The 20736-nt window shown below is 66.7% G+C and carries 19 protein-coding genes; 10 read left to right on the forward strand and 9 right to left on the reverse strand.

Annotated features, from left to right (window positions below; all coding sequences use genetic code 11):
• Window positions 1–60 precede the first annotated feature (60 nt).
• Window positions 61–756 (reverse strand): hypothetical protein, encoded by a 696-nt coding sequence (locus tag QX051_RS28465; protein ID WP_315773780.1) that lies wholly within the window; start codon window positions 754–756, stop codon window positions 61–63.
• 320 nt (window positions 757–1076) lie between these two features.
• Between QX051_RS28465 and QX051_RS28470 the strand changes: the two genes are divergently transcribed.
• Together QX051_RS28470 and QX051_RS28475 are read left to right on the forward strand one after the other, a co-directional pair.
• A complete protein-coding gene (locus QX051_RS28470) occupies window positions 1077–1418 on the forward strand; it encodes a hypothetical protein (protein WP_315773779.1) in 342 nt (113 codons plus the stop codon).
• 58 nt (window positions 1419–1476) lie between these two features.
• Window positions 1477–1809, forward strand: a complete 333-nt coding sequence (locus QX051_RS28475) for a hypothetical protein (RefSeq protein ID WP_315778403.1) — start codon at window positions 1477–1479, stop codon at window positions 1807–1809.
• Window positions 1810–2042: 233 nt separating this feature from the next.
• Here QX051_RS28475 and QX051_RS28480 read toward each other — a convergent pair whose 3' ends face one another.
• Window positions 2043–4118, reverse strand: a complete 2076-nt coding sequence (locus QX051_RS28480) for a HAMP domain-containing methyl-accepting chemotaxis protein (RefSeq protein WP_315778404.1) — start codon at window positions 4116–4118, stop codon at window positions 2043–2045.
• Window positions 4119–4286: 168 nt separating this feature from the next.
• Window positions 4287–5015: an SDR family oxidoreductase gene (locus tag QX051_RS28485; protein ID WP_315778405.1), complete on the reverse strand. Its 729-nt coding sequence runs from the start codon at window positions 5013–5015 to the stop codon at window positions 4287–4289.
• Window positions 5016–5131: 116 nt separating this feature from the next.
• On the opposite strand from QX051_RS28485, the gene QX051_RS28490 reads away from it, so the two are divergent.
• Window positions 5132–6415, forward strand: a complete 1284-nt coding sequence (locus QX051_RS28490; RefSeq protein ID WP_315778406.1) for a hypothetical protein — start codon at window positions 5132–5134, stop codon at window positions 6413–6415.
• A 244-nt stretch (window positions 6416–6659) separates the two neighbouring features.
• On the opposite strand, the gene QX051_RS28495 is transcribed toward QX051_RS28490, so the two are convergent.
• From QX051_RS28495 to QX051_RS28510, 4 genes are all read right to left on the reverse strand, one after another.
• Window positions 6660–7697 carry a magnesium and cobalt transport protein CorA gene (locus tag QX051_RS28495; RefSeq protein ID WP_315773774.1) on the reverse strand — a complete coding sequence of 346 codons (1038 nt, stop codon included), beginning with the start codon at window positions 7695–7697 and terminating at the stop codon, window positions 6660–6662.
• Window positions 7698–7759: 62 nt separating this feature from the next.
• The gene (locus QX051_RS28500; protein WP_315778407.1) at window positions 7760–9364 is read right to left on the reverse strand and encodes a hybrid sensor histidine kinase/response regulator; all 1605 of its coding nucleotides are present in this window, start codon (window positions 9362–9364) and stop codon (window positions 7760–7762) included.
• A gap of 319 nt (window positions 9365–9683) precedes the next feature.
• Entirely contained in the window at window positions 9684–11123 is a 1440-nt protein-coding gene (locus QX051_RS28505; protein ID WP_315778408.1) for a glutamine synthetase family protein, read from the reverse strand.
• 193 nt (window positions 11124–11316) lie between these two features.
• Window positions 11317–12675, reverse strand: coding sequence for an aromatic ring-hydroxylating dioxygenase subunit alpha (locus QX051_RS28510; RefSeq protein ID WP_315778409.1), 1359 nt, complete (start codon window positions 12673–12675; stop codon window positions 11317–11319).
• A gap of 211 nt (window positions 12676–12886) precedes the next feature.
• Here QX051_RS28510 and QX051_RS28515 point away from each other — a divergent pair, with 211 nt between their 5' ends.
• On the forward strand, window positions 12887–13687 hold the full coding sequence (locus tag QX051_RS28515; protein WP_315778410.1) for an IclR family transcriptional regulator C-terminal domain-containing protein: 801 nt from the start codon (window positions 12887–12889) through the stop codon (window positions 13685–13687).
• Between the two features lie 440 nt (window positions 13688–14127).
• On the opposite strand, the gene QX051_RS28520 is transcribed toward QX051_RS28515, so the two are convergent.
• Entirely contained in the window at window positions 14128–14406 is a 279-nt protein-coding gene (locus QX051_RS28520) for a hypothetical protein (RefSeq protein ID WP_315778411.1), read from the reverse strand.
• A gap of 80 nt (window positions 14407–14486) precedes the next feature.
• Here QX051_RS28520 and QX051_RS28525 point away from each other — a divergent pair, with 80 nt between their 5' ends.
• The 3 genes from QX051_RS28525 (at window position 14487) to QX051_RS28535 (ending at window position 16056) form a co-directional block, all read left to right on the forward strand.
• The gene (locus tag QX051_RS28525; protein WP_315735960.1) at window positions 14487–15188 is read left to right on the forward strand and encodes an alpha/beta fold hydrolase; all 702 of its coding nucleotides are present in this window, start codon (window positions 14487–14489) and stop codon (window positions 15186–15188) included.
• A 75-nt stretch (window positions 15189–15263) separates the two neighbouring features.
• Entirely contained in the window at window positions 15264–15551 is a 288-nt protein-coding gene (locus QX051_RS28530; protein WP_315735958.1) for a hypothetical protein, read from the forward strand.
• A complete protein-coding gene (locus QX051_RS28535; RefSeq protein WP_315735957.1) occupies window positions 15538–16056 on the forward strand; it encodes a hypothetical protein in 519 nt (172 codons plus the stop codon). Before QX051_RS28530 ends, QX051_RS28535 begins: the two co-directional genes overlap by 14 nt.
• A gap of 18 nt (window positions 16057–16074) precedes the next feature.
• Here QX051_RS28535 and QX051_RS28540 read toward each other — a convergent pair whose 3' ends face one another.
• Window positions 16075–16674, reverse strand: coding sequence for a TetR/AcrR family transcriptional regulator (locus QX051_RS28540; RefSeq protein WP_315778412.1), 600 nt, complete (start codon window positions 16672–16674; stop codon window positions 16075–16077).
• A gap of 196 nt (window positions 16675–16870) precedes the next feature.
• Between QX051_RS28540 and QX051_RS28545 the strand changes: the two genes are divergently transcribed.
• The 3 genes from QX051_RS28545 to QX051_RS28555 are packed head-to-tail and all read left to right on the forward strand — an operon-like array spanning window position 16871 to window position 20674.
• A complete protein-coding gene (locus QX051_RS28545; protein WP_315778413.1) occupies window positions 16871–17365 on the forward strand; it encodes a (2Fe-2S)-binding protein in 495 nt (164 codons plus the stop codon).
• Window positions 17362–18420 (forward strand): xanthine dehydrogenase family protein subunit M, encoded by a 1059-nt coding sequence (locus tag QX051_RS28550; protein ID WP_315778414.1) that lies wholly within the window; start codon window positions 17362–17364, stop codon window positions 18418–18420. Before QX051_RS28545 ends, QX051_RS28550 begins: the two co-directional genes overlap by 4 nt.
• Complete coding sequence (locus QX051_RS28555; RefSeq protein ID WP_315778415.1) at window positions 18410–20674, forward strand: xanthine dehydrogenase family protein molybdopterin-binding subunit; 2265 nt, start codon at window positions 18410–18412, stop codon at window positions 20672–20674. Before QX051_RS28550 ends, QX051_RS28555 begins: the two co-directional genes overlap by 11 nt.
• Window positions 20675–20736: the final 62 nt, after the last annotated feature.

Consider the following 20736-nt stretch of genomic DNA (forward strand, 5'->3'; position numbering starts at 1 on the left):
CGCTCGCCCGAGCTTGAGGTGGCCATGCTCCCGTAAACTCGACGCACATCAGCATGCCTCTCAAGCTGATCTGACCTTAAGGTCGCTATCGCGGTCGACGCCAACCTCAGGAGCTTGACAAGAGCTAGGCGCTGGCGGCGTCGGCGTTTCGCCTCCAGTTTCGAGCGAATCGTGCGCAGACGTTTCGGCTTCATCGGGAGCTGAATTATCAGTAGATGCCTCACCCTTGCTCGACGATGAGTTGGTTGCTCGAAAACGACGCAGCTCTTCTTCATCGGCGGCGGCAAGCATTCGTTCTCTTTCCTCTATTTCTTTGCGAGCATCAGCCAAGTCCTTCTTGGCAAGATCACCTCCGCCAATTATGCCGCCCAAAATGCCGAGCATAAGAAAACCGACGCCGATGGAGTTCACCGCATTGTCCGAGAGAGCAAATAGGTACTTTGAACCAAATGCTATTCCGGCGCCGATAATCCCGATCATCGGGGTCGTAATCATTATTGCGAAGGCGACATTACCAAAAGCAATATCGAAAGATCTTTTAAAGCCGACCCCTTTACTGAGATATGCTTCATTGATTTGCGCGTCGACGTGACGCTGTAACGGAAGAAAGTTCGCCTTTGCTTCCCGAGCTAGTTTCAGAAGTTCGAGATCACGCTTCAGGCGATCAACGGATCGCGGCATTAGCTTATAGGCCAACCCCACCACGGCTGAGGCGACGCCGGTCAAGACAGAGAAAGTTTGAAGGTCAAAGTTCATAATCCCCTCCTTTGCCCACAGGAATCCTGCGAGCATCTATCGGCCCACCGGGGGACGATGGACGGAATCAGCAGTGAATTGATCATCACTTGTTTCGTCCGATGGACATAGCCGAACAAAAAAATTTGGAAAACTTTTGAGACGATAGCGAGAGTTGTGGCGGCCGAAATTTCCCCCGGTGGGCTACCCTGTTCGCTTTAACTTTGGACGGGCCTACGTGAGCCCCAGCCGATTGGATCCGCTCTGCATAGGCATCATGTAGGCCGCCGCTCGTGCGGGAGGCGATCGCCAATCTGCAACAGCCCCGAGCGAGCGCTCATATGGGTACGCTCCAGCGAGCAGACCCACAAAAGCAAAAGAACCTCGGCGCGGCGCTGCCTAGGGCGGCGTCATTCATGACACGCCTCCTTGTCACAGCTCAGCCCGGTGGCGTTCGCACGCCGAAGCTCGTGCTCGGCTTCGTGGCCGAGCCAGAGAGGGAGATGACGCGGCTCGTCACCGAGACGCGCGTCTACTGTCCCGGCCGCACATCCTTCTTCATGCTCCCGCCGTACTGGCTCGTGATCCGGCCGGTGAGCGGCCTCATCCGCCGGCGTATGCTCGGCGCCATCAGGCGGATGACGGAAAGACGGAGGATGGATCGGGGCACAGCCGGGATTTGAGCCGACTTGTTGACTCCTATATTCCATCATGGAGCTTACCGACCGCAGGGAGCGAGAGATGGTGAGTCCGGAGCTGGCGGCACGATGGACGGCGGTCAGAGCCTCGCTCGGGCGGGCACAGACAGCGCTGCCAGCGCCTCCGCTCCGGCACGTGCAGGCCTGCGCCAAGCTGTACGAGGACTTCGCCGAATATCTCGAGCACAATGAGCTCGCGCTTGCGCTCGACGCACTCATGGAGCTCGGCCGCCTCACCACGCCGCCCGGCGGATTCTGGCGCGACCTGGAGCGCGCCGCCGAAATCATGAACCTCGACGATCGGATTCTGGCCTTGCGAGAGGCGTTCCGTGCGGCACCGATTTCGCAGGACGACGCGTCGTCCGGCGGTCCATAGCTCGATCACACCCGGGGAATCGCGACCCTGCACGTCGCTTGCGGGCTTCGCGGCCGCACAGCGGAGGGACATCGGGGCACGAGCCCCGATGCTGACATGCGCGGATTGTCTTCTGCAATGGCCCGCGGGCCCAATGGGCGGCGGGCTGATCGCGGAAGCCCGGCCGGCTAGCCAATCGACGCCTGTGCAGGTGATCGATCGGCCTCGACGGAGCCGCCGCAGCCTCTGATGGGTTACGCCGCCCGCACCGAATCGAGGAAGCGGCTGACCTCGTCGCGGAGGCGGCTGCTCTGGCCGGAGAGCGACTTCGCGGCGGACAACACCTGCGACGAGGCCGAGCCGGTGTCGTCGGCGCCCTGCCGGACGCTGGCGATGTTGGCCGACACCTGCTGGGTGCCGTGCGCCGCCTGCTGGACGTTGCGGGAGATCTCGCGCGTCGCCGAGCTCTGCTCCTCGACGGCCGAGGCGATGGCCGAGGCGATCTCCGACATCCGGGCGATGGTTTCGCCGATCTCCTTGATCGAGCCGACCGACTCCTGGGTCGCCGCCTGGATGCCGCCGATCTGCTGGCCGATCTCGCCGGTCGCCTTGGCGGTCTGCTCGGCCAGCGCCTTCACCTCCGAGGCGACCACCGCGAAGCCGCGTCCGGCCTCGCCGGCGCGGGCGGCCTCGATGGTGGCGTTGAGCGCGAGCAGGTTGGTCTGGCCTGCGATCGCGTTGATCAGCTCGACGACGTCGCCGATCCGCGCCGCCGCCTTGGCGAGCTCCGCGACGTTGTCGTTGGTCTTGCGCGCCTGCGCCAGCGCCTCGTTGGCGATGCGCGCGGAGTCCTGCACCTGGCGGCTGATCTCGGTGACCGACGAGCTCATCTCCTCGGCGGCCGCGGCGACCGAATGCACGTTGGTCGAGGCTTCCTCGGAGGCCGATGCGACCACGGTGGCGAGCTCCAGCGAGCGACCCGCCGTCGTCGTCAGCGATGAGGCCGAGCGTTCCAGATCGGCCGACGCCGACGACACGACGCCGACGACCTCGCCGATCGCCATCTCGAACTCGCGGGTGAAGCGCTCGACGCGCTGGCCGCGCTCGATCTTGGCCTGCGCGTCGGCTGCGGCCGCCTGCTCGGCGCGCTTCTTCTCGAGCAGCGCCTCCTTGAACGTCTGCAGCGAGCCGGCCATCGCGGCGATCTCGTCGTCGCGATTGATCGTCGGAATCGTCACGTCGTCATTGCCGGCCGCCATCTGGCCGATCAGGCCGGTCAGGTTCACGATCGGGTTGATCACGCGGCGGCGCAGCAGCATGGTGACGAACACGAGAATGCCGGCGAGGGCAACGACCACCGCCGTCGCCAGCGCGAGCATCAGATAGGCTGCATCGCGCGCCGCGACGGCGCGGTCGCGCGCCTCGGCGATCGCGGCGTCGCGCACGACGAAGAACTTCTGCACGGCCGGGACGACCGCATCGGCCAGGGTGTCGGCGGTGAGTGCGTAGTTGAGATCGCCGAGCCCGGCGGCGATGTCCTTGTCGACGATCGGAATGGCACGTCCGAAATAGGCCTCCCGGGCGTCCTTGAAGGCCGTGAGCAGGCGCTCCGGATTGCCGAGCTGGTCGATGCCGGCCTCCAGGCGCTCGCGGTCGACCTCGGTGCGGCCCTGAGCGCGATCCATCGCCGCCTTCTCGGCCGGAGCCACGGCGCGGCGGGCGCTGAGCGCCGGCGACAGCGCGGCGGCACGACCGCCGGCGGTCACGCGCAGGTCTTGCGCCGTGCGGGCGACGTCGAGCAGCGTCGTCAGCGACGCGTCGGCATTGGCGATGCGGTTCTGCAGACGGTTCAGAATCGGCTCGATCGCAAGAGCCACCTGGGTGACCCCGGGGAGAAAGCTCTTGATCGCAGCCGGGTCGCGCGCGCTCAGCGGCGCGGTCAGCGTGGGGTCCACCTTGGCAAGAATCTCGGACAGCTTGGACGACGCCTGGTCCAGGCTGCGGGTGATCGCCTCGCTGTCGGACACGCTCGTCAACTGTGCGCGCGCTTTCGCGAAGGACGCCTCGGACGACTGCCTGATCTTGCGCACGCCTTCGAGCTGCGCGGGGGTTGCGGGACCTTCCTGGAAGATCGGCGTGATGTAGGGCGCGCGGTGACCCACGACATCCTGCGCGAACAGCAGGACCGCGCCGAAGGCCTCGACGGTCTTGATCGCTTCGGCCTTGTCGCTGACCGCCTTCACCTGCTCGATCACGACTTGTGCAGCAGGGAGGACGGCCAAAGCCGTCACGGAAAGCATCGAAATTGCAAAAAGTCGGCCGATTTTCATCATTGCCCCCGGATTACGCGGGCCCACGCTAGGTTCCTTATGATTAAGGTTGTGCTTAAATCGAATCCCGTATTTCAACGGGGGCTGGCCCCAGCGCATGTGCACCAGGCCATCTGAGCGGGGCTGCTGTTCGAGCCGCGAGCGGACCGAGCGCCCGGCCCGCCCCGCCTACAAATCAAAATTCGTCGGCAGCATCACGACGTCGCGGATGGTCATGCCGCGCGGACGGGTCAGCATGAACATGATCACCTCGGCGACCTCTGAGGGCTCCAGCAGGCTGCCGGACTCGCGCGCCTCCTTCAGCTTCTCGGCCGGCCAGTCCGCGATCAGGGCGGTCACCACCGGGCCCGGCGAGATCGCGCCGACGCGGATGCCGTGCTTGAACACCTGGCGGCGCACCGTCTGCACGAAGCAGTCGATCGCCCATTTCGACGACGCATAGACCGGCTCCCACGGCGTCGGGTAATGCGCCGCGAGCGAGCTGGTGACGATGATGTCGCCGGACCCGCGCGCGATCATGTGGGGGAGAACGTCGCGCACATTCTTCATCACGACGTTGACGTTGAGGTTCAGCATGCGGTCGATGGCGTCGGTCCTGGCGTCGACGAGATCGCCGCCGAGATAGCTGCCGGCATTGGCGTGGAGGATGTCGAGCCGGCCGGCCGCATCGAGGACGCGCGGCAGCAGGGTGGCGCAATCCGTGGGATCGAGCAGGTCGATGACCACGGGGATCACGGCCTCGCCGTGCCGCTCGCGCAGGCTCGCCAGCGCCGCGGCGTCGCGATCGATCATGACGACGCGCGCGCCGGCCGCCAGCATCGCTGCGCTGCTGGCCAGCCCGATGCCCGACGCCGCACCGGTGACCGCCGCCACCTTGCCTTCCAGTTCCCTGCTCATCATCTTCTCCCTTGTCCGGCCAGACTACAGCAAATCGCGCGGCATTGCCGCGCTCCGTTGGATCCATGGAAGTTCCTGCGCGTTGCATCCCGGCCGCATCACCCGTGAAGAGCCCGATGGAGACGATCGAAGCCTATCTCGCCCGCAAGCATCAGGAGCTGCAGCTCCTGAACGGCTGCCTGCGGAGACCGCATGCGCTGCCGGCGCCGCGCGCCGTGATGGAGGTCATCCGGCGCAAGTTTCAGCTCACGGCCGCGCTGAAGGCGGAGCACGCGCTGGGCGACTGGAGCGCGACGGAGACGGCCTGGGCGGATGCCGCCGATCATCGCGCCGGCCCGTTCGCCTACAGCTACGACTATCAGCGCGCCGATCTCGACGTGCGCGGGCCGTCGTTCTATGCGGCGGGCGAGAGCCGTCAGGACACCATCTACACCATCTCCGGCATGGCCGCGATCGCGGCGCTGCTGCTGGCGACGCGGCCCGCTCTCGGCACGGCGGACCTGCTGATGCTGCCGGGCTCCTATGGCGAGACGCAGGAGCTGGTCGCGGCGCATGCGCGGCATCTGCGCCCGGTGACGCTGACCCGCGACCTTGCCGCCGCGCTGGCGCAGCCCTCGCCCGCGCCGCGGCTGCTGCTGATCGATTCCAGCGCGACCGCGCCGCGCTTCGAAGCCGTGCTGAGTTGCGACCGCCCGGCGATCGATCTCCTGATCTTCGACACCACCTGCTTTGCCAATGGCTCCGGCCGCATTCGCCGCGTGCTGGCCTGGGCGCGGCGCTGGGACGTGCCGGTCGTGATGGTGCGCAGCCACACCAAGCTCGACTCGCTCGGCGCCGAGTACGGCCGGCTTGGCTCGGTCGCTTTCAGCGATTGGACCAATGCCGGCTCTGCAAGCCGCGTTGCGCTTCAGACGCTGCCGGACGAGACGCGCAACGCCGTCAGGCTGCTCGGCGGCGCGGCGCTGCCGGCGCATTTCCCGCCCTATATCGGGATGCCCGCCTATCGCGAACTGACCGCGCGTCGCGTCGCCGCCATCCTGCGCAACAGCCGGCGCGCGCGGCGTCAATTCGCGACGACGCTTCCCGAACTGACCGCGGAGCTCGACTTCGCGCACGGCCTCTACGTCACGCTGGCAGGCCGCGCGCCTCTGGACGAGGCCACCGCGCGGCAAGCCGCAACCGCCATGAGCGATGATCTCCGGCGCGCCGGGCTGCCGATCCGCCACGCCGGGAGCTTCGGCTTCGATTTCGCTGCGACGGAATGGTTTCACGACGCCACCACGGATCGCTACAGCGTGCGCGTCGCCGTGCCCGACCTGCCGACCGCGATCTGGGACGAACTGACGGACGCCATCGCCGCGTGGTGGTTCGCGCATCAGGGGCGATCCGCGGCGGCGTGACCGCTGCGCCATGGCACGCGCCTTGCCGCCTCAACGGCAAACCTATCATGCCGCAAGGGGGGTCCAATGAGCAGCTCGGATTTCGATGTCACACGCCGCCACGTCGTGCTCGGCGGTCTCGACGCCACCGCACTCAGTGCACTGGCATCGCGCCTCGCTTTGGCGCAGGGATTCGGGGCAACGCCTCGCACCGCTCGCAAGTGACCGGACCCGCTTCGGGAGGAGGGACCAACGGTCCGTCAACTCACAGCCACCCGCGCCGCCTGAACTGCCAATACAGCACGCTGCACACGGTGGCGATGAAGCCGAGCACCGCGTAGTAGCCGTATTGCCATTTCAGCTCCGGCATGTGCTCGAAGTTCATGCCGTAGATGCCGGCGACCGCGGTCGGCACCGCCAGGATCGCGGCCCAGGCCGTGAGCCGACGGGCGATGTCGGTCTGCTGCGCCTGGCCGGCCATCATGCTGGCCTCGAACACGAAGGCGAGGATCTCGCGCAGGGAATCCGCATCCTCCTCGGCGCGCTTGGCGTGGTCGAGGACGTCGCGAAACAGCGGCGCCATCTCGGCATCGATCGCGACGTTGTCGACGTGCTCGAGCCGCTTGCAGACGTCGACCACCGGGCCGACGGCGCGGCGCAGCCGCAGCAGGTCGCGCCGCAGGCGATACAGAAGGTCGACCTCGTGACGCGCGAGCGGCCGCTGCAGCACGACCTCCTCCAGCGTCTCGACCTCCGCCATGATGCTCTCGGTCACCGGGCGGTAGTTGTCGACGATGAAATCGAGGATCGCATAGAGGATGTAGTCCTCGCCCTTGGCGAGCGAGCCGGGACAGCTCTCGCAGCGCTCGCGCACCGCGCCATAGGAGGTCGAGGCGCCGTGGCGCACCGAGACGACGAAGCCGGGGCCGACGAAGACGTGGGTCTCGCCGAACACGATGTGCTCCTTGACGAGCTGCGCGGTGCGGGCGACCACGAACAGCGCATCGCCGTAGCGTTCGACCTTGGGCTGCTGATGCGCCTTCGACGCATCCTCGATCGCGAGCTCGTGCAGTCCGAACTGCTCGGCCACGCGCTGCAGCAGCGCAGCATCAGGCTCATGCAGCCCGATCCACACCACATGGCCCGGCCGCCTGCTCCAGGCGCCGGCCTCCTCGATGGCGATGTCGGCGACGCGGCGGCCATCGGCATAGACGCTGGCCGCGACCACGCCGGGCTCGCGCGACGCGCCGCGCGTGGGCACGGCCGGCGCATCGGCCGCTGTCTGCATCGTGACGGGACGCATGGCTGAATCTCCGCTTTCCGGGCCGACTTTCGACGCGAGGAGTCGCCGGGTCAAGCGTCGCATCAGGTCACGCCGGTGGGGCCGTCGAGCAACTGCCTGACGCGGCGGACCAGATCGGTGCGGCGGTACGGCTTGTTGATGATCTCGAACTCGCCGATGTTGGCATCGGCGCGCTCGACCGCAGCATCGGAATAGCCGGTGGTGAGCAGCACCTTCAATTTCGGCTGGCTCTTGCGCGCCTCACGCGCCAGCACGGTGCCGTTCATGCCGCCGGGCATCACGAGATCGGTGAACAGGAGATCGAAGCGGGCCTCCGAATCCAGCAGCTCGAGCGCGGCATGCGCATTGGCGGCGACCTCGATGCGATAGCCGAAATCCTCCAGGATCGAGCGCGCGAGCTCGGCCACGTCCGGACGATCCTCGACGATCAGAATGCGCTCGCTGCCCGACCGCTCCATCGCCATCTGCGTCCGGATCGAGGGCGCGGCGATCGCCTGCTCGGTCGCCGGAAACAGCAGCTGCACGGTCGTGCCGAGCCCGACCTCGCTGTAGATATAGGTGCTGCCGCCGGACTGCCGCGTGAAGCCGTAGACCATCGCGAGGCCGAGCACGGTGCCCTTGCCCTCCTCCTTGGTGGTGAAGAACGGCTCGGCGACTCGCGCGAGAATATGGTGCGGAATGCCGACGCCGTCGTCGGACACTTTCAGCACGACATAGCGCCCGCCCTTGGGCACGCCGAACTGCACGATGTCCTCCTCCGCGATCTCCCTGTTCTCGGTGCGGATGGTCAACGTGCCGCCGTGCGGCATCGCATCGCGCGCGTTGACGAACAGATTGAGCAGCGCGACCTCCGCCTGGGTCTGGTCGACGCGGCTGTTCCACAGGCCCGGCTGCGCCTTGACGACGATGCGCACGCTGTCGCCGAGCGTGTGGCGCGCCATCTGCACCATGGTCTCGATCATGTTGTTGAGGTTGATCGGCCGGCTGTCGAGCCGCTGCTTGCGCGCGAACGACAATAGCTGCTGCGTCAAGGTCGCGGCCCGGTTGGCGGCCGTGCGGATGTTCTCGACGGCGCGGCGGTGCCGCGGGGCCAGATCGGCGACGGCGCCCTGCAGGGTCTCGGTGTAGCCGATGATGACCTGCAGGATGTTGTTGAAGTCGTGCGCGATGCCGCCGGTGAGCTGGCCGATCGCCTCCATCTTCTGCGACTGCACCAGCGCGCTCTCGGCGTCGCGGCGGCGCGACACGTCGAGCTGCGAGCCGAAATAATAGACCAGCTCGCCGTCGCGGTTGTAGACCGGGCTGACGAACAGCGCATTCCAGAACGCAGCACCATTCTTGCGATAATTGAGGATCTCCACCGCGATGTCCTGGCGGTTGGCGATCGCCGTGCGGATCGCTGCGATGGTGTCGCGGTCGGTGTCCGGCCCCTGCAGGAAACGGCAATTGGTGCCGACGATCTCGGACGTCTCGTAGCCGGTCATTTCCAGGAACGCCCGGTTGGCGAACAGGATCGGATTGTCGGGCCGGCGCGGATCGGTGACGATCATCGGCATCCGCGTGGTCTCGACGGCCGCGAAGAAGATGTCGTGGCGCTCCGATGACAGATCGGATGCATCGCCGCTGTCGACGACCGCGCGATCGCGCTGCGGCTTGTGTTCCAACATGCTTCCTTGCTCCGCCTTCTCTCTCCATGACATGCAGGGTCGCGCCGGCACCGGCGTGAGTTGCGCAACGCGCCCCTTCGATATGCCGATGGATGGGATCGGGTTCCCGCAGGCATGCCTGCGCGCGGGATGGCGGACACAGGGCTCACGAAAATGCGAGGAGGCGGCGGGGGAACAAATCCGGAGGATACGGAAATACCCGAGCCGCATCATCGTCGGCGCATTGCGCGTCCGCCGACGGAGCGCGGCCTACATCACCGGGCAGAGCATCCGGGTCGACGGCGGGCTGACGCGCAGCGTGCGATGCGCTGCATCGTGGTCAGAACATCTCGAAATATTCGCGCTGCTCCCAGTCCGACACCTCGGCCTGGAAGCGCTCGAGCTCGGCGGTCTTGAGGAAGGTGTAGTAGTCGATGAAGGTCGAACCGAAGGCTTCGCGGAAGAACGCGTCCTGCTTCAGCGCATCGACCGCTTCGCCCAAGGATTTCGGCAGGAGATCTGCCTTTGTCTCGTAGGGAACGTCAGCGGACGGGCCGGGATCGATCTTGCGGTCGATGCCGTCGAGGCCGGCTGCGATCTGCGAGGCCATGTAGAGGTAGGGATTGGCGGCGGGCTCGCCGATGCGGTTCTCCAGGCGGGTGGCGCGATCGCCGGGGCCGCCGAGCACGCGGATCATGACGCCGCGGTTGTCGCGGCCCCAGATGGCGCGGTCCGGTGCCAGCGAATAGGCGCGGTAGCGCCGGTAGCCGTTGATCGTCGGCGTCGAAAACAGCGCGGAGGCGCGCGCATGCGCGAGCAGGCCCGCCATGTAGTGACGGCCGAGCGTGGACAGACCTTCGGCGTCCTCCGTCATGAACGCGTTGCTGCCGTCGCGCGCCACCAGCGACTGGTGCAGATGCCAGCCCGACGACATCACGTTGGGGATGCGCGGCCGGCACATGAAGGTGGCGTGATAGCCGTGGCGCTGCGCGATCTGCTTCACGGCGCTGCGGAACAGCACCATCGTATCTGCAGGCGCCACCCCGATGCCCGGCTGCAGCACGAATTCGCACTGGCTCGGCCCGTATTCGAGCTCGATCGAGCGCAACGGCAGGCCGAGCGCGACGAGGTTCGCCCTGATGATCTCGAGCGCCGGCTCCATCTGATCGAAGCGCTGCTCGGTGAGATACTGATAGCCTTGCGTCAGCAGGCTGACCGTCGGCGGCACGCCGGGCTGACCGGGCGAGCCGGCATCACCGGGCGCGAGCCTGGGATCCTCGACCTTGAAGATGTGGCACTCGACCTCGAGGCCGGCCATGAACTGATAGCCACGCTGATCGAGCGTCGCCAATGTCGACCGATAGAGATTGCGCGTGGCGAACGGCACCGGCGCGCCATTCGCGAAGTACAGATCACACAGCACCCAGCCGGTGCCGGGTGCCCAGGGCAGCACGTGAAAGGTGGTGGGATCGGCGACCATCAGTGCATCGCTGCCGCCCTGCATCTCGGCCATGCCGAAGCCGCCGCCGGCGGTGAACACCGGAAACACGGTGCGATGCGAGGTATCCTTGGCAAGCAGGGTCGTCGTGATCGAGCAGCCGTCCTCGAGCGAGGACAGCGCCGCATCGACGGTGAGCGTCTTGCCGCGCAGGATGCCGTGCTGGTCCGGGAACGAGAAGCGGATGGTGGTGAGGCCGTGCTCCTCGGCGAGGCGGCGCATGCGCACTGCGGCCTCGGCCTGCTCCACGGTCCACAACTGATGCTTGTCGACGAAACTCAACGATGGCTCCTCGAATCGTAGGACGGGCAAAGGCGCGTTCGCGGCGCGGCCTCCGCTGTTGCGCCAGTGGACACTGCGAACGCGACGCGCCCACTGCCGCGACGGTGCACGTGAATGGTGGGCACGCCGTCGGACGGTACGCTGCGCCGTTCCGCCGGCTTTGGCCACCGTACGGCAACTCGGAGCAAAGTAGCTACTCCGCCGCGCTCAGATGCGGGGCCAGCCGAATGATATCCGCCGGCACCGGCGGGGCCCAGGGGGCGTTGCGGCGGCGGCGGACGTCGACTTCCATCCAGTAGGTCTCCCAGCCGCGCGTCGGACCGATGCCGTCCATCGTCGCCGGGCCCTGCACGCTGCGGGCCTCAGCGGCATCGAGGAACAGCATCGGCGACTCGCCGCCCGCGACCTTCTCGATCTGCTCGCGCAGCAGCCGGCGATATTGGATGATCGCCTTGTCGGATTGGCCCAGATGCTCGCGGGTGCGGTCCTGGATCCGGCCCATCGACTCCACCGCCCACTGGTCGTGCACGTTGATGTCGCTGCCCATGCCGGTGTAGGTCGCGGTCGCCTGCTCCCGTGGATCGAAGCCGTAGTCGTTGCTCTTGTTCTTGCGCGAGCGATAGTCCGGCAGCTCATAGAGCTCGAGCCGCTGCGCCCGCATCTTCGCCCGGTCGACCGGCGCGCCATAGCTGGTGAAGATCGCGTACCAGTAGCAGGTCTCGTCATCGACCGGCACGTGCCACTGCGTGATCGTCATCTCCGTGCTCATCGGAATCACGAAGGCATGCGGGAACAGCTGATTGGTGACGCGGACGTGGGTGCGCTCGGCATCGATCTCGCGCAGCGCGATGATGCGCAGGCCGTATTCGGTCCGCTCGACATTGATGATCGGACGATCATATTCGCGCAGCACCTTGGTCATCGGCAGCTCGCTGTCGGCGGAGGCGCCGCGGAACTGCTTGCCATACGCAGTCGACGTATCCTCGTCCTCGAAGAAGCGGTGCAGGAACGAGGCATGCGCTGGATCGATGCCGACCTCCAGCGCCTGCAGCCAGTTGCATTCGATCAGGCCCTTGAAGGCGAAGGTGTAGGCGTCGGGCGCGGTGAAGCAGTCGAGATCCGGGAACGCTGGGGCTGCGCCATCGCCGAGCCAGGCCCAGAGGATGCCGCCCTTCTCGACCACGGGATAAGCGCGCTGCTTGACGTTCTTGCACAGCGGCGAGCCGGCCGGTTCGGCCGGCGTCTCCAGGCAATTGCCGTCGGCGTCGAACAGCCAGCCATGGAAGGCGCAACGCAACCCGCCGTTCTCCAGCCGTCCGAAGGCGAGATCTGCGCCGCGATGCGGGCAATCGCGATCAAGTAGTCCGTAGCGGCCCTGCGCATCCTTGAAGAGCACGAAGTCCTGACCGAGCAGCTTCACCGCGCGCACCGGCCGCTCGCCCGCGAGCTCATCGACCAGCGCGGCCGGCTGCCAGTACATCCTCATTAGTTTACCGGCGGGCGCGCCGGGTCCGACGCGCGTGATCAGGTCGTTCTGCTCCTGGCTCATCATGATGGCCGTCTCTCCTGTTCCGTCGCAAGTCGGGCGTTGAGCGTCACGCGATCATCTAATAATGTTCGCTAGACGAACACATGTTCGCCCAGATTAGATTCGCTTTAAGTGGGGAGAAGCGCAAGTGAAAAAGCTACAACCGAAGCCGAGGGGCAAACGGACTGCAGCTTCACTGCAGCCGAAAACAACAACAGCGGATCATGTCAGGCCGATGCCGAAACTGAAGCGCACTGATGAGGAGAAGAAGCAGGCTCGGGGCGACGGTCCCGAGTTCGTGGAAGCGCTCGATCGCGGCCTGCGGGTGATACAAGCCTTCAGCCGCGAGGGCCGGCCGATGACGCTGAGCAAGGCCGCGGAACTCACCGGCCTCGCCCGCGCCACGGTGCGACGGATTCTGCTGACACTGAAGGCCTCCGGCTTCGTCCATGGCGACGACCGGCTGTTCTCGCTGACGCCGCGCGTGCTGCTGCTGGCCTCCAGCTATCTCGCCTCCAACCAGATCAACAGCGTGATGCAGCCGTTGATGGACAGCACGGCCGGCGAGGCGCGCGAGGTCTGCTCGCTCGCCGTCCTCGACGGCGAGTCGGTCGTCTTCATCGCGCGCGCGACGTCGGCGCGGATGTTCTCGACCGGACTCGAAATCGGCTATCGGCTGCCGGCGTTCTGCACATCGGTCGGCCGCGTGTTGCTGAGCCGGATGCCGGACGATCAGTTGCGCCAGGCCGTCGAGCGCATGACGCTGACCGAGATGACGCCGCAGACGATCACCGACAAGGACGCATTGCTCGCGTCGATCATCGCCGTCCGCGACGACGGTTACTCGCTCGTCGACGGTGAGGCGGAGCTGGGTTTCCGCTCGATTTCAGTGCCGATTCGCCGCTATGACGGCGGCATCATCGCCGCCGCCAACATCGGCGGCCACGTCGATCGCATCGGCGTCGACGAGATGAAGGAGCGCTTCCTGCCGCTGCTGAAGAAGCTCGCAGCCACGGCGCAGCCACTGCTCGTCTGATCGTCGGGGAGAGGCCTCGGCCGCTGGCGCGCTGGCTCTCGCTCGCGCATCAGGTCACACCACCGCAACCTTCGCATCGAACTCGCGGCCACGAGCGCCGCTGCTCCATCCGGCAGCGACATCGCCGAGAGGCATCGTCGCGCCGCTGATCGAGCACGTCGTCCCGCCCCTCGCTGCACCGCGGATCGGCGCACTCGCCGTTCTCGTGAGAGTCGGACTTCGCGCGACAATCGTTCCGATGTCATCACCGACAGCGCGGTGCTACCAACTTATCGCCGCAGCAGCACGAGAGAGCCGGCCATCGCCGGCCACGTGAAGTTACCGGCCGCGCGAACTAATCGTTGTGGTCGCAGGCCTTGCGACGCCGCGGCCCACGCCCATTACGTGATATTATCGTGACGCCCGACCCTGTTTGCCACGATTGACGATCCATCCAGGTATCATCGCGCTGCATGCGATGGTGGCATGATCCGGAACGGAAGTAGTTGGATCCCCGCCTCGCGCGCGAATTGCGGACGACGCCACCAGATTGCCGCGAATGGCGCCGCAATCACGAAAGCCAGAGGCGCCGCGGCCCAAGCGGCATCGCGTGCGACCCGATCACTGCGTCCGTCCGGCCATACGCCGTCGCGAAGAGGCGCAGGATGAGCCAGGGCAAGGCTGAGGACGAGGTCGTCGCCCTGGGCGGCGGGCGCGAAGCGGAGCACATCGTTGGACATCGGCCGCCTCACGCGCGTAAATGGCATGCCGGGTGGAAAACACCCGGACCAGGTGAACGCCGTTTCCGGGGGGAAGACCCATGACTGATGCGCTGCCGCTCGTGCTGGTGCCTGGCCTGATCTCGTCGCCCCGCATCTATGCGCCTGTCATCCCCGCGCTGTGGCGGCTCGGGCCGGTGATGGTGGCCAACCACGTCCGCGATGACAGCATGGCCGCGATCGCGCGCCGCATCCTGGCCGAGGCGCCGCCGCGCTTCGCGCTCGCGGGACATTCGATGGGCGGCTACATCGCTTTCGAGATCATGCGCCAGGCGCCGGAGCGCGTGGGCCGGCTGGCGCTGATCAACACCCAGGCGAGGCCCGACACGCCGGAGGCGAGCGCGCGCCGCCGCACTATGATCACCCGCGCCAAGGAGGGCGACTATCACGGCGTGGTCGACGAGCTGTTCTCAGGCTTCGTCCATCCGTCGCGCCAGGACGATCCGCGGCTGCGCCAGCTGGTGCACGACATGGCCGAGGAGGTCGGCGTCATCGGCTTCGTCCGGCAGCTGACGGCCATCATGTCGCGTCCGGACTCGCGGCCGACATTGACCGCGATCCGCTGCCCGACCCTGGTGCTGACCGGCGACACCGACAACACCATTCCAAACAGCCTGTCGAAGGAGATGGCCGACGGCATCGACGGCAGCTGGCTGGTCGTGCTGGAGAATTGCGGCCACCTGCCGCAGCCCGAGCAGCCGGAGGAAACGGCGCAGGCGCTGATGGAGTGGCTCAGGGGGTGAGATCGCCAATGAGCCATATGAGACTCCGCACGCTGGCCGGTGGCAACTCACCGGAATGCAGCGTATATTGCGACAATGCTGGATAACGCCAAAATCGCCAAGATCGCCCGCGAGGTCGCCACTGCGAATCTGAGCAGCTCCGCCGCGGTAACAGACGTCACGACGGCGTCCTATGCGGACTCCGAAGGCCGTGACGCGCTGCGGATCACCATCGTATTGAGCCCCATCCAAGGGACCAACATCGAGGGAGAAGCAGTACTGGATACGCTGGTCCAGATCCAAGAGCAGCTCCAGGCCGCAGGCGAGGACCGTTTTCCGCTGATCGAATACGAGGCGGAGAACGAGGCCGTTGGCGATACTTAATCCGGAGCATCTGTTTCAGCAGGCTGAGCAGTTGATCGTTCCGCCTGCGGCGGGGCCACCACGGCAGGTGAACATCCGTCGCGCAATTTCGGCTGCGTACTATGGATTGTTTCATGCAACGCTCATCGCCGCTGCAGATCAATTCGTTGGCAAGACGAAACAAGGGACACCTTCATACGCCCTCGTCTATAGAGCCGTGGATCATCGAGACCTCCGATTGCTATGCGAGGAGATCAAAAAGTCGAAGCTCTCCGCCAAGTATCTCCCGTTTGCGCCCTCTGGAGGCTTTGGAGCAAACCTTCAAGCGTTCGCATTCGCTGTCCTGGAGCTGCAAGAGAAGCGCCATGAAGCCGACTATAATCCGATGATCCGCGTCAAAACCCTGGATGCGCAGCTCGCCATCAGAATGGCGAGAGCTGCATTGGCGAGCTTCGAAGCCGCTCGCGTCCAAAACCAGGAAACTTTCCTGACATTGTTGACGTTGTTGCTATTCCCGCCCCGCTGAGCCAGGACGGAAAGCCAACTACGCTTCGCTGACTCTTCCCTTCCCCACCCGCAACCCGTCCACGAACACATCCAACAGCCGCAGCACGCTCTGCTGCCAGCCGGTCTGATCGTGCATGTAGCACATGCCGATCAGCGCACGCAGGACGTCGTCGGCGCTGATGTCGCTGCGAATCTCGCCGGCCTGGACGGCCCGCGACAGCAGCGCGCCGATCGAGCGGGTGAGATGGCCGTGCGAATAGGCGGCGAGCTCGGAGTTCGCGTTCATGACGATCGCCAGTGCGGCCATCATGCCCTTCTTGGTGGCGACGAACTGCACCGTCGAGCGCAGCCAGCGCCGCAGCGCCTCGACCGGCGACGGCTCGCTCTTCAGCGCCTCGGCGAGCTCCGAGAGCTGCTCGACCTCGCGCCGGTACACCGCCTCGAACAGGTCCTCGCGGGTGGGGAAATGGCGATAGAGCGTGCCGATGCCGACGCCGGCCTGGCGCGCCACCGCTTCCAGGCTGGCTTCGGCGCCGCCGGCGCTGAACACCGCCTTGGCGGCCTCCAGCACGCGCTCGCGATTTCGCTGCGCATCGGCGCGCGGCTTGCGCGGCCGCTCTTGTGGTTTCGTCTGCATCTCACCAGCTCTTGATGACGGACCGTTCATGTCCCCTTGCTAAACGGAGGACCCCTCCGTATAAATAGACCTGCCACCCGGGACAGCCAACCTTCCTGAGCTGTCGTCCCGCGGTCGCTGGATCTGGACGGACCACCGCCCGTAAGGCGGTGCCCGCTGCGATCCGATTAGGCCATCGCTTCGATCGGAACAACGCATGAATTGGACTGTCAGACTCACCGTCAACGGTGAGCCGCGAACGCTTGCGCTCGACGACCCCAGGGTCACCCTGCTCGACCTGCTGCGCGAGCGCCTCCACCTCACCGGCACCAAGAAGGGCTGCGACCGCGGCCAGTGCGGCGCCTGCACCGTCCTGGTCGACGGCCGCCGCATCGACTCCTGCCTGACGCTGGCCGTCAGCCTCGACGGCGCCGCGATCACCACCATCGAAGGACTTGCTCAAGGCGACCAGCTGCACCCGGTGCAGGCGGCGTTCATCGATCATGACGCCCTGCAATGTGGCTTCTGCACGCCGGGCCAGATCATGAGCGCGGTCGGGCTCATCAACGAAGGCCAGGCGGGCTCCGATCCCGAGCGCGTGCGCGAAGGCATGAGCGGCAATCTATGCCGCTGCAGCGCCTATGTCGGTATCGTCGAGGCGGTGCTCGACGCGCAGGCGACGCTCTCTGATACGAAGGAGCGCGCGGCATGAACCGGTTCGACTATGTGAAGCCGTCGAGCGTCGCCGAAGCGATTGCCGCCGCCGGCGCACCCGGCGCCGCCTATCTCGCTTCGGGCACCAACCTGCTCGATCTGATGAAGGGCAATGTCGTCCGGCCGGCGCGGCTGGTCGACATCTCGCATCTCGCCGAGCTCACGCGCATCGAGACGCTCGGCAATGGCGATGTCAGGATCGGCGCGCTGGTGCGCAATGCCGATCTCGCGCATGATTCAGGCTTCGCGCGCGACTTTCCGGCGGTGGCGGAAGCGCTGCTGTCCGGCGCGTCGGCGCAATTGCGCAATGCGGCCACCGTCGGCGGCAATCTGCTGCAGCGGACGCGGTGCGCCTATTTCTACGACCCGGCGTCGGCCTGCAACAAGCGCACGCCTGGCGCCGGCTGCGACGCCCGCGGCGGCGACAACCACCAGCACGCTGTGCTGGGCTGGAGCGAGGCCTGCATCGCCACCAATCCCTCGGACTTCTGCGTGCCGCTGGCGGCGTTCGATGCCGTGGTTGAGATCGAAGGCAAAGCGGGCCGGCGCGAGGTCGCGCTGGAGGCGCTGCATCTGTTGCCCGGCAGCACGCCGGAGAAGGAGACCGTGCTCGCGTCGGGCGACATGATCGTCGCGATCCGGCTGCCGGCGGCTGCACGCGCCTTCGCCAGGCATGCGCGTTATCTGAAGGTCCGCGAGCGCAATTCCTACGCGTTCGCGATCGTCTCGGCGGCAGCCGGTCTCGTGATCGAGAACGGCAGCATCAAGCAGGCGCGCCTGGCGCTCGGCGGCGTCGCTGCCAAGCCATGGCGTGCCCACCAGGCCGAAGCGCTGCTCGCAGGACAGCCCGCGGATGCGCACCTGTTCGAACGCGCCGCCGAGGCGGCGCTGCACGACGCAAAGCCCTCCGGCGACAACGCCTACAAGATCCCGCTCGCGCGCAGCCTGATCGTGCGCGCGCTGCAAGCCGCGAGCCAAGGCACGCCGTCGCGCATGCCGGCGCTGCCGGCCTCTCCCTTCTCCTCCGTTCCAGGAGTGCTTCATGACGCCTGAGCTCAATCTCTCCCGCGATCCCGCCCATATCAGACACGGCTCCAACATCGGCCAGTCGCTGTCGCGCGTCGATGGCCGCGCCAAGGTCACCGGCACGGCACGCTACGCCGCCGACAACAATCCGCCCGGCCTGCTCTATGCCGTGCTCGCCGTCTCCAGCATCGCGCGCGGCCGCGTCGTCTCGCTCGACGTCGAAGCCGCCAAGGCTCATCCCGGCGTGGTCGAGGTGATGACCTCCGCCAACCGGCCGCCGCTGCACGCCGATCCCGACGGCAAGCCTAATCCGTTCGCGTTCCGGTTCGAGGCGCTGCAGAACGATCGCGTGCGCTACGCCAACCAGCCGATCGCGCTCGTCGTCGCCGAGAGCCTGGAAGCAGCGACCGAAGGCGCCGCTCTGCTGTCCCCGCGCTACGAAGTCGAGCCGGCCCGCATCGGGCTCGACGCCAGCGACGCCTACGTGCCGCCTGTGGTCGGCATGGGATTTCCTGCCGAGAGCTACCATGGCGATGTCGAGGCCGCGCTGGCGGGCAGCGACAGGCAGATCACCGCGACCTATGAGACCCCGGCGCACTATCACAACGCGATGGAGCCGCATGCGATCGTCGCCGAATGGCAGGGCGATCGCCTCGTCATCGACACGCCGACCCAGGGCCTCGTGATGATGCGCGGGCGCCTCGCCGAGCTGTTCGGCATCGCGCCGGAGAGCATCCTGATCCGCAGCCCCTATCTCGGCGGCGGCTTCGGCGGCAAGGGCCTCATCGCGGGACCGCAGATCCTCGGCATCCTCGCCGCGAAGCTGACCGGACGTCCGGTGAAGCTCGTGGTGCGCCGCGAGCAGCTCTACGGTCCGTTCGGCCATCGCTCGCCGACCCGGCAGACGTTGCAGCTCGGCGCAAGCGGCGCGGGACAATTGTCGGCGATCCATCATCACGCGCGGATCGCGACCTCGAGCTTCGAGGATTTCTACGAGGCGGCGGCGCATGTCACGCACACGCTGTATACCGCGCCGGCGATCGCGACCACCTATGACGCGGTGCGCATGGACACCGGCACGCCGCTGTTCGTGCGCGCGCCCGGCATCGCGCCGGGCTCGATCGCGCTGGAAAGCGCCGTCGACGAGATGGCCGAGGCCTGCGGCCTCGATCCGCTCGCCTTCCGGGTCAAGAACTACGCCGAGGTCGAGCCGGCCACCGGCAAGCCGTTCTCGTCCAAGGCGCTGCGCGAGTGCTACACGCAAGGTGCGGAGCGTTTCGGCTGGTGGGAGCGGCCGCTGAAGCCGCGCACGATGCGCGACAAGGACGGCTTCCTGGTCGGCTGGGGCATGGGCACGGCGACGTTCCATGCGCTGATGTTCGCAGGCCAGGCGCGCGCGGTGATCCGGCGCGATGGCAGCGGCGTGGTGGAGAGCGGCGCGCACGACATGGGCCAGGGCGCGTGGACCGCGTTCGCACAGATCGCCGCGGATTCTCTCGCGCTCGATCTCGACCAGGTCACGTTCAAGGCCGGAACGTCGGATCTGCCGGATGCCGGCATCGCCGGCGGCTCGGCCCACACGGCGACCGTGGGCACCGCGATCCACAATGCGGGAGCCGCGGTCATCGCGAAGCTTGCCGGGCTTGCGACGGCGGATGAGCGCTCGCCACTGTTCGGCGCCGGCAATGCCGGCGTGATCGCTCGCAACGGGCGGCTGCTGCGGCGCGACGATGACAGCCGCGGCGAGAGCTATGCCGACATCCTGGCCCGCGCCGGTCTCACCGAGATCGAGGGCTCCGGCTCAGGCGTGCCCGATCCCGCCGCCAACGAGCAGTACGCGATGAGCTCGCATGGCGCTGTCTTCGCCGAGGTCAAGGTCGATCCCGATCTCGGCCAGGTCAGGGTGACGCGGATGGTCGGCGCGTTTGCGGCCGGGAGGATCATCAATCCGAAGCTGGTGAACAGCCAGCTCATCGGCGGCATGATCTGGGGCATCTCGCTGGCGCTGCACGAGGAGGCCGTCACCGACCGGCGCAGCGGCCGCATCATGAACGCCAATCTCGGCGAGTATCATGTGCCGGTGAATGCCGACGTCCCGGCGATCGAGGCGTTCACGGTCGAGGAGCACGATCCGTTCGTCAACCCGCTCGGCATCAAGGGCGTCGGCGAGATCGGCATCACCGGCTCCGCCGGGGCGGTGGCCAACGCAGTGGCGCATGCGACCGGCATTCGGATCAGGCGCTTCCCAGTGCGGATCAGCGATCTGGTCTCGCGCCAATGACGATGGCGCGTTGAGGACCGGCACGAAGCCTCCGTTCTCTTGGCCGAGAGCGGAGGCAAGCG

The organism is Bradyrhizobium sp. SZCCHNR1053 (assembly GCF_032381235.1).
Taxonomy (GTDB): domain Bacteria; phylum Pseudomonadota; class Alphaproteobacteria; order Rhizobiales; family Xanthobacteraceae; genus Bradyrhizobium.

Coding starts and splice junctions, on each gene's coding strand:
- QX051_RS28525 (WP_315735960.1), top strand. CDS start 14,487: ATGACTGATGCGCTGCCGCTCGTGCTGGTGCCTGGCCTGATCTCGTCG.
- QX051_RS28515 (WP_315778410.1), top strand. CDS start 12,887: ATGCCGAAACTGAAGCGCACTGATGAGGAGAAGAAGCAGGCTCGGGGC.
- QX051_RS28490 (WP_315778406.1), top strand. CDS start 5,132: ATGGAGACGATCGAAGCCTATCTCGCCCGCAAGCATCAGGAGCTGCAG.
- QX051_RS28470 (WP_315773779.1), top strand. CDS start 1,077: ATGGGTACGCTCCAGCGAGCAGACCCACAAAAGCAAAAGAACCTCGGC.
- QX051_RS28475 (WP_315778403.1), top strand. CDS start 1,477: ATGGTGAGTCCGGAGCTGGCGGCACGATGGACGGCGGTCAGAGCCTCG.
- QX051_RS28510 (WP_315778409.1), bottom strand. CDS start 12,675: ATGATGAGCCAGGAGCAGAACGACCTGATCACGCGCGTCGGACCCGGC.
- QX051_RS28495 (WP_315773774.1), bottom strand. CDS start 7,697: ATGCGTCCCGTCACGATGCAGACAGCGGCCGATGCGCCGGCCGTGCCC.
- QX051_RS28545 (WP_315778413.1), top strand. CDS start 16,871: ATGAATTGGACTGTCAGACTCACCGTCAACGGTGAGCCGCGAACGCTT.
- QX051_RS28465 (WP_315773780.1), bottom strand. CDS start 756: ATGAACTTTGACCTTCAAACTTTCTCTGTCTTGACCGGCGTCGCCTCA.
- QX051_RS28550 (WP_315778414.1), top strand. CDS start 17,362: ATGAACCGGTTCGACTATGTGAAGCCGTCGAGCGTCGCCGAAGCGATT.
- QX051_RS28530 (WP_315735958.1), top strand. CDS start 15,264: ATGCTGGATAACGCCAAAATCGCCAAGATCGCCCGCGAGGTCGCCACT.
- QX051_RS28540 (WP_315778412.1), bottom strand. CDS start 16,674: ATGCAGACGAAACCACAAGAGCGGCCGCGCAAGCCGCGCGCCGATGCG.
- QX051_RS28500 (WP_315778407.1), bottom strand. CDS start 9,364: ATGTTGGAACACAAGCCGCAGCGCGATCGCGCGGTCGTCGACAGCGGC.
- QX051_RS28485 (WP_315778405.1), bottom strand. CDS start 5,015: ATGAGCAGGGAACTGGAAGGCAAGGTGGCGGCGGTCACCGGTGCGGCG.
- QX051_RS28480 (WP_315778404.1), bottom strand. CDS start 4,118: ATGAAAATCGGCCGACTTTTTGCAATTTCGATGCTTTCCGTGACGGCT.
- QX051_RS28555 (WP_315778415.1), top strand. CDS start 18,410: ATGACGCCTGAGCTCAATCTCTCCCGCGATCCCGCCCATATCAGACAC.
- QX051_RS28520 (WP_315778411.1), bottom strand. CDS start 14,406: ATGTCCAACGATGTGCTCCGCTTCGCGCCCGCCGCCCAGGGCGACGAC.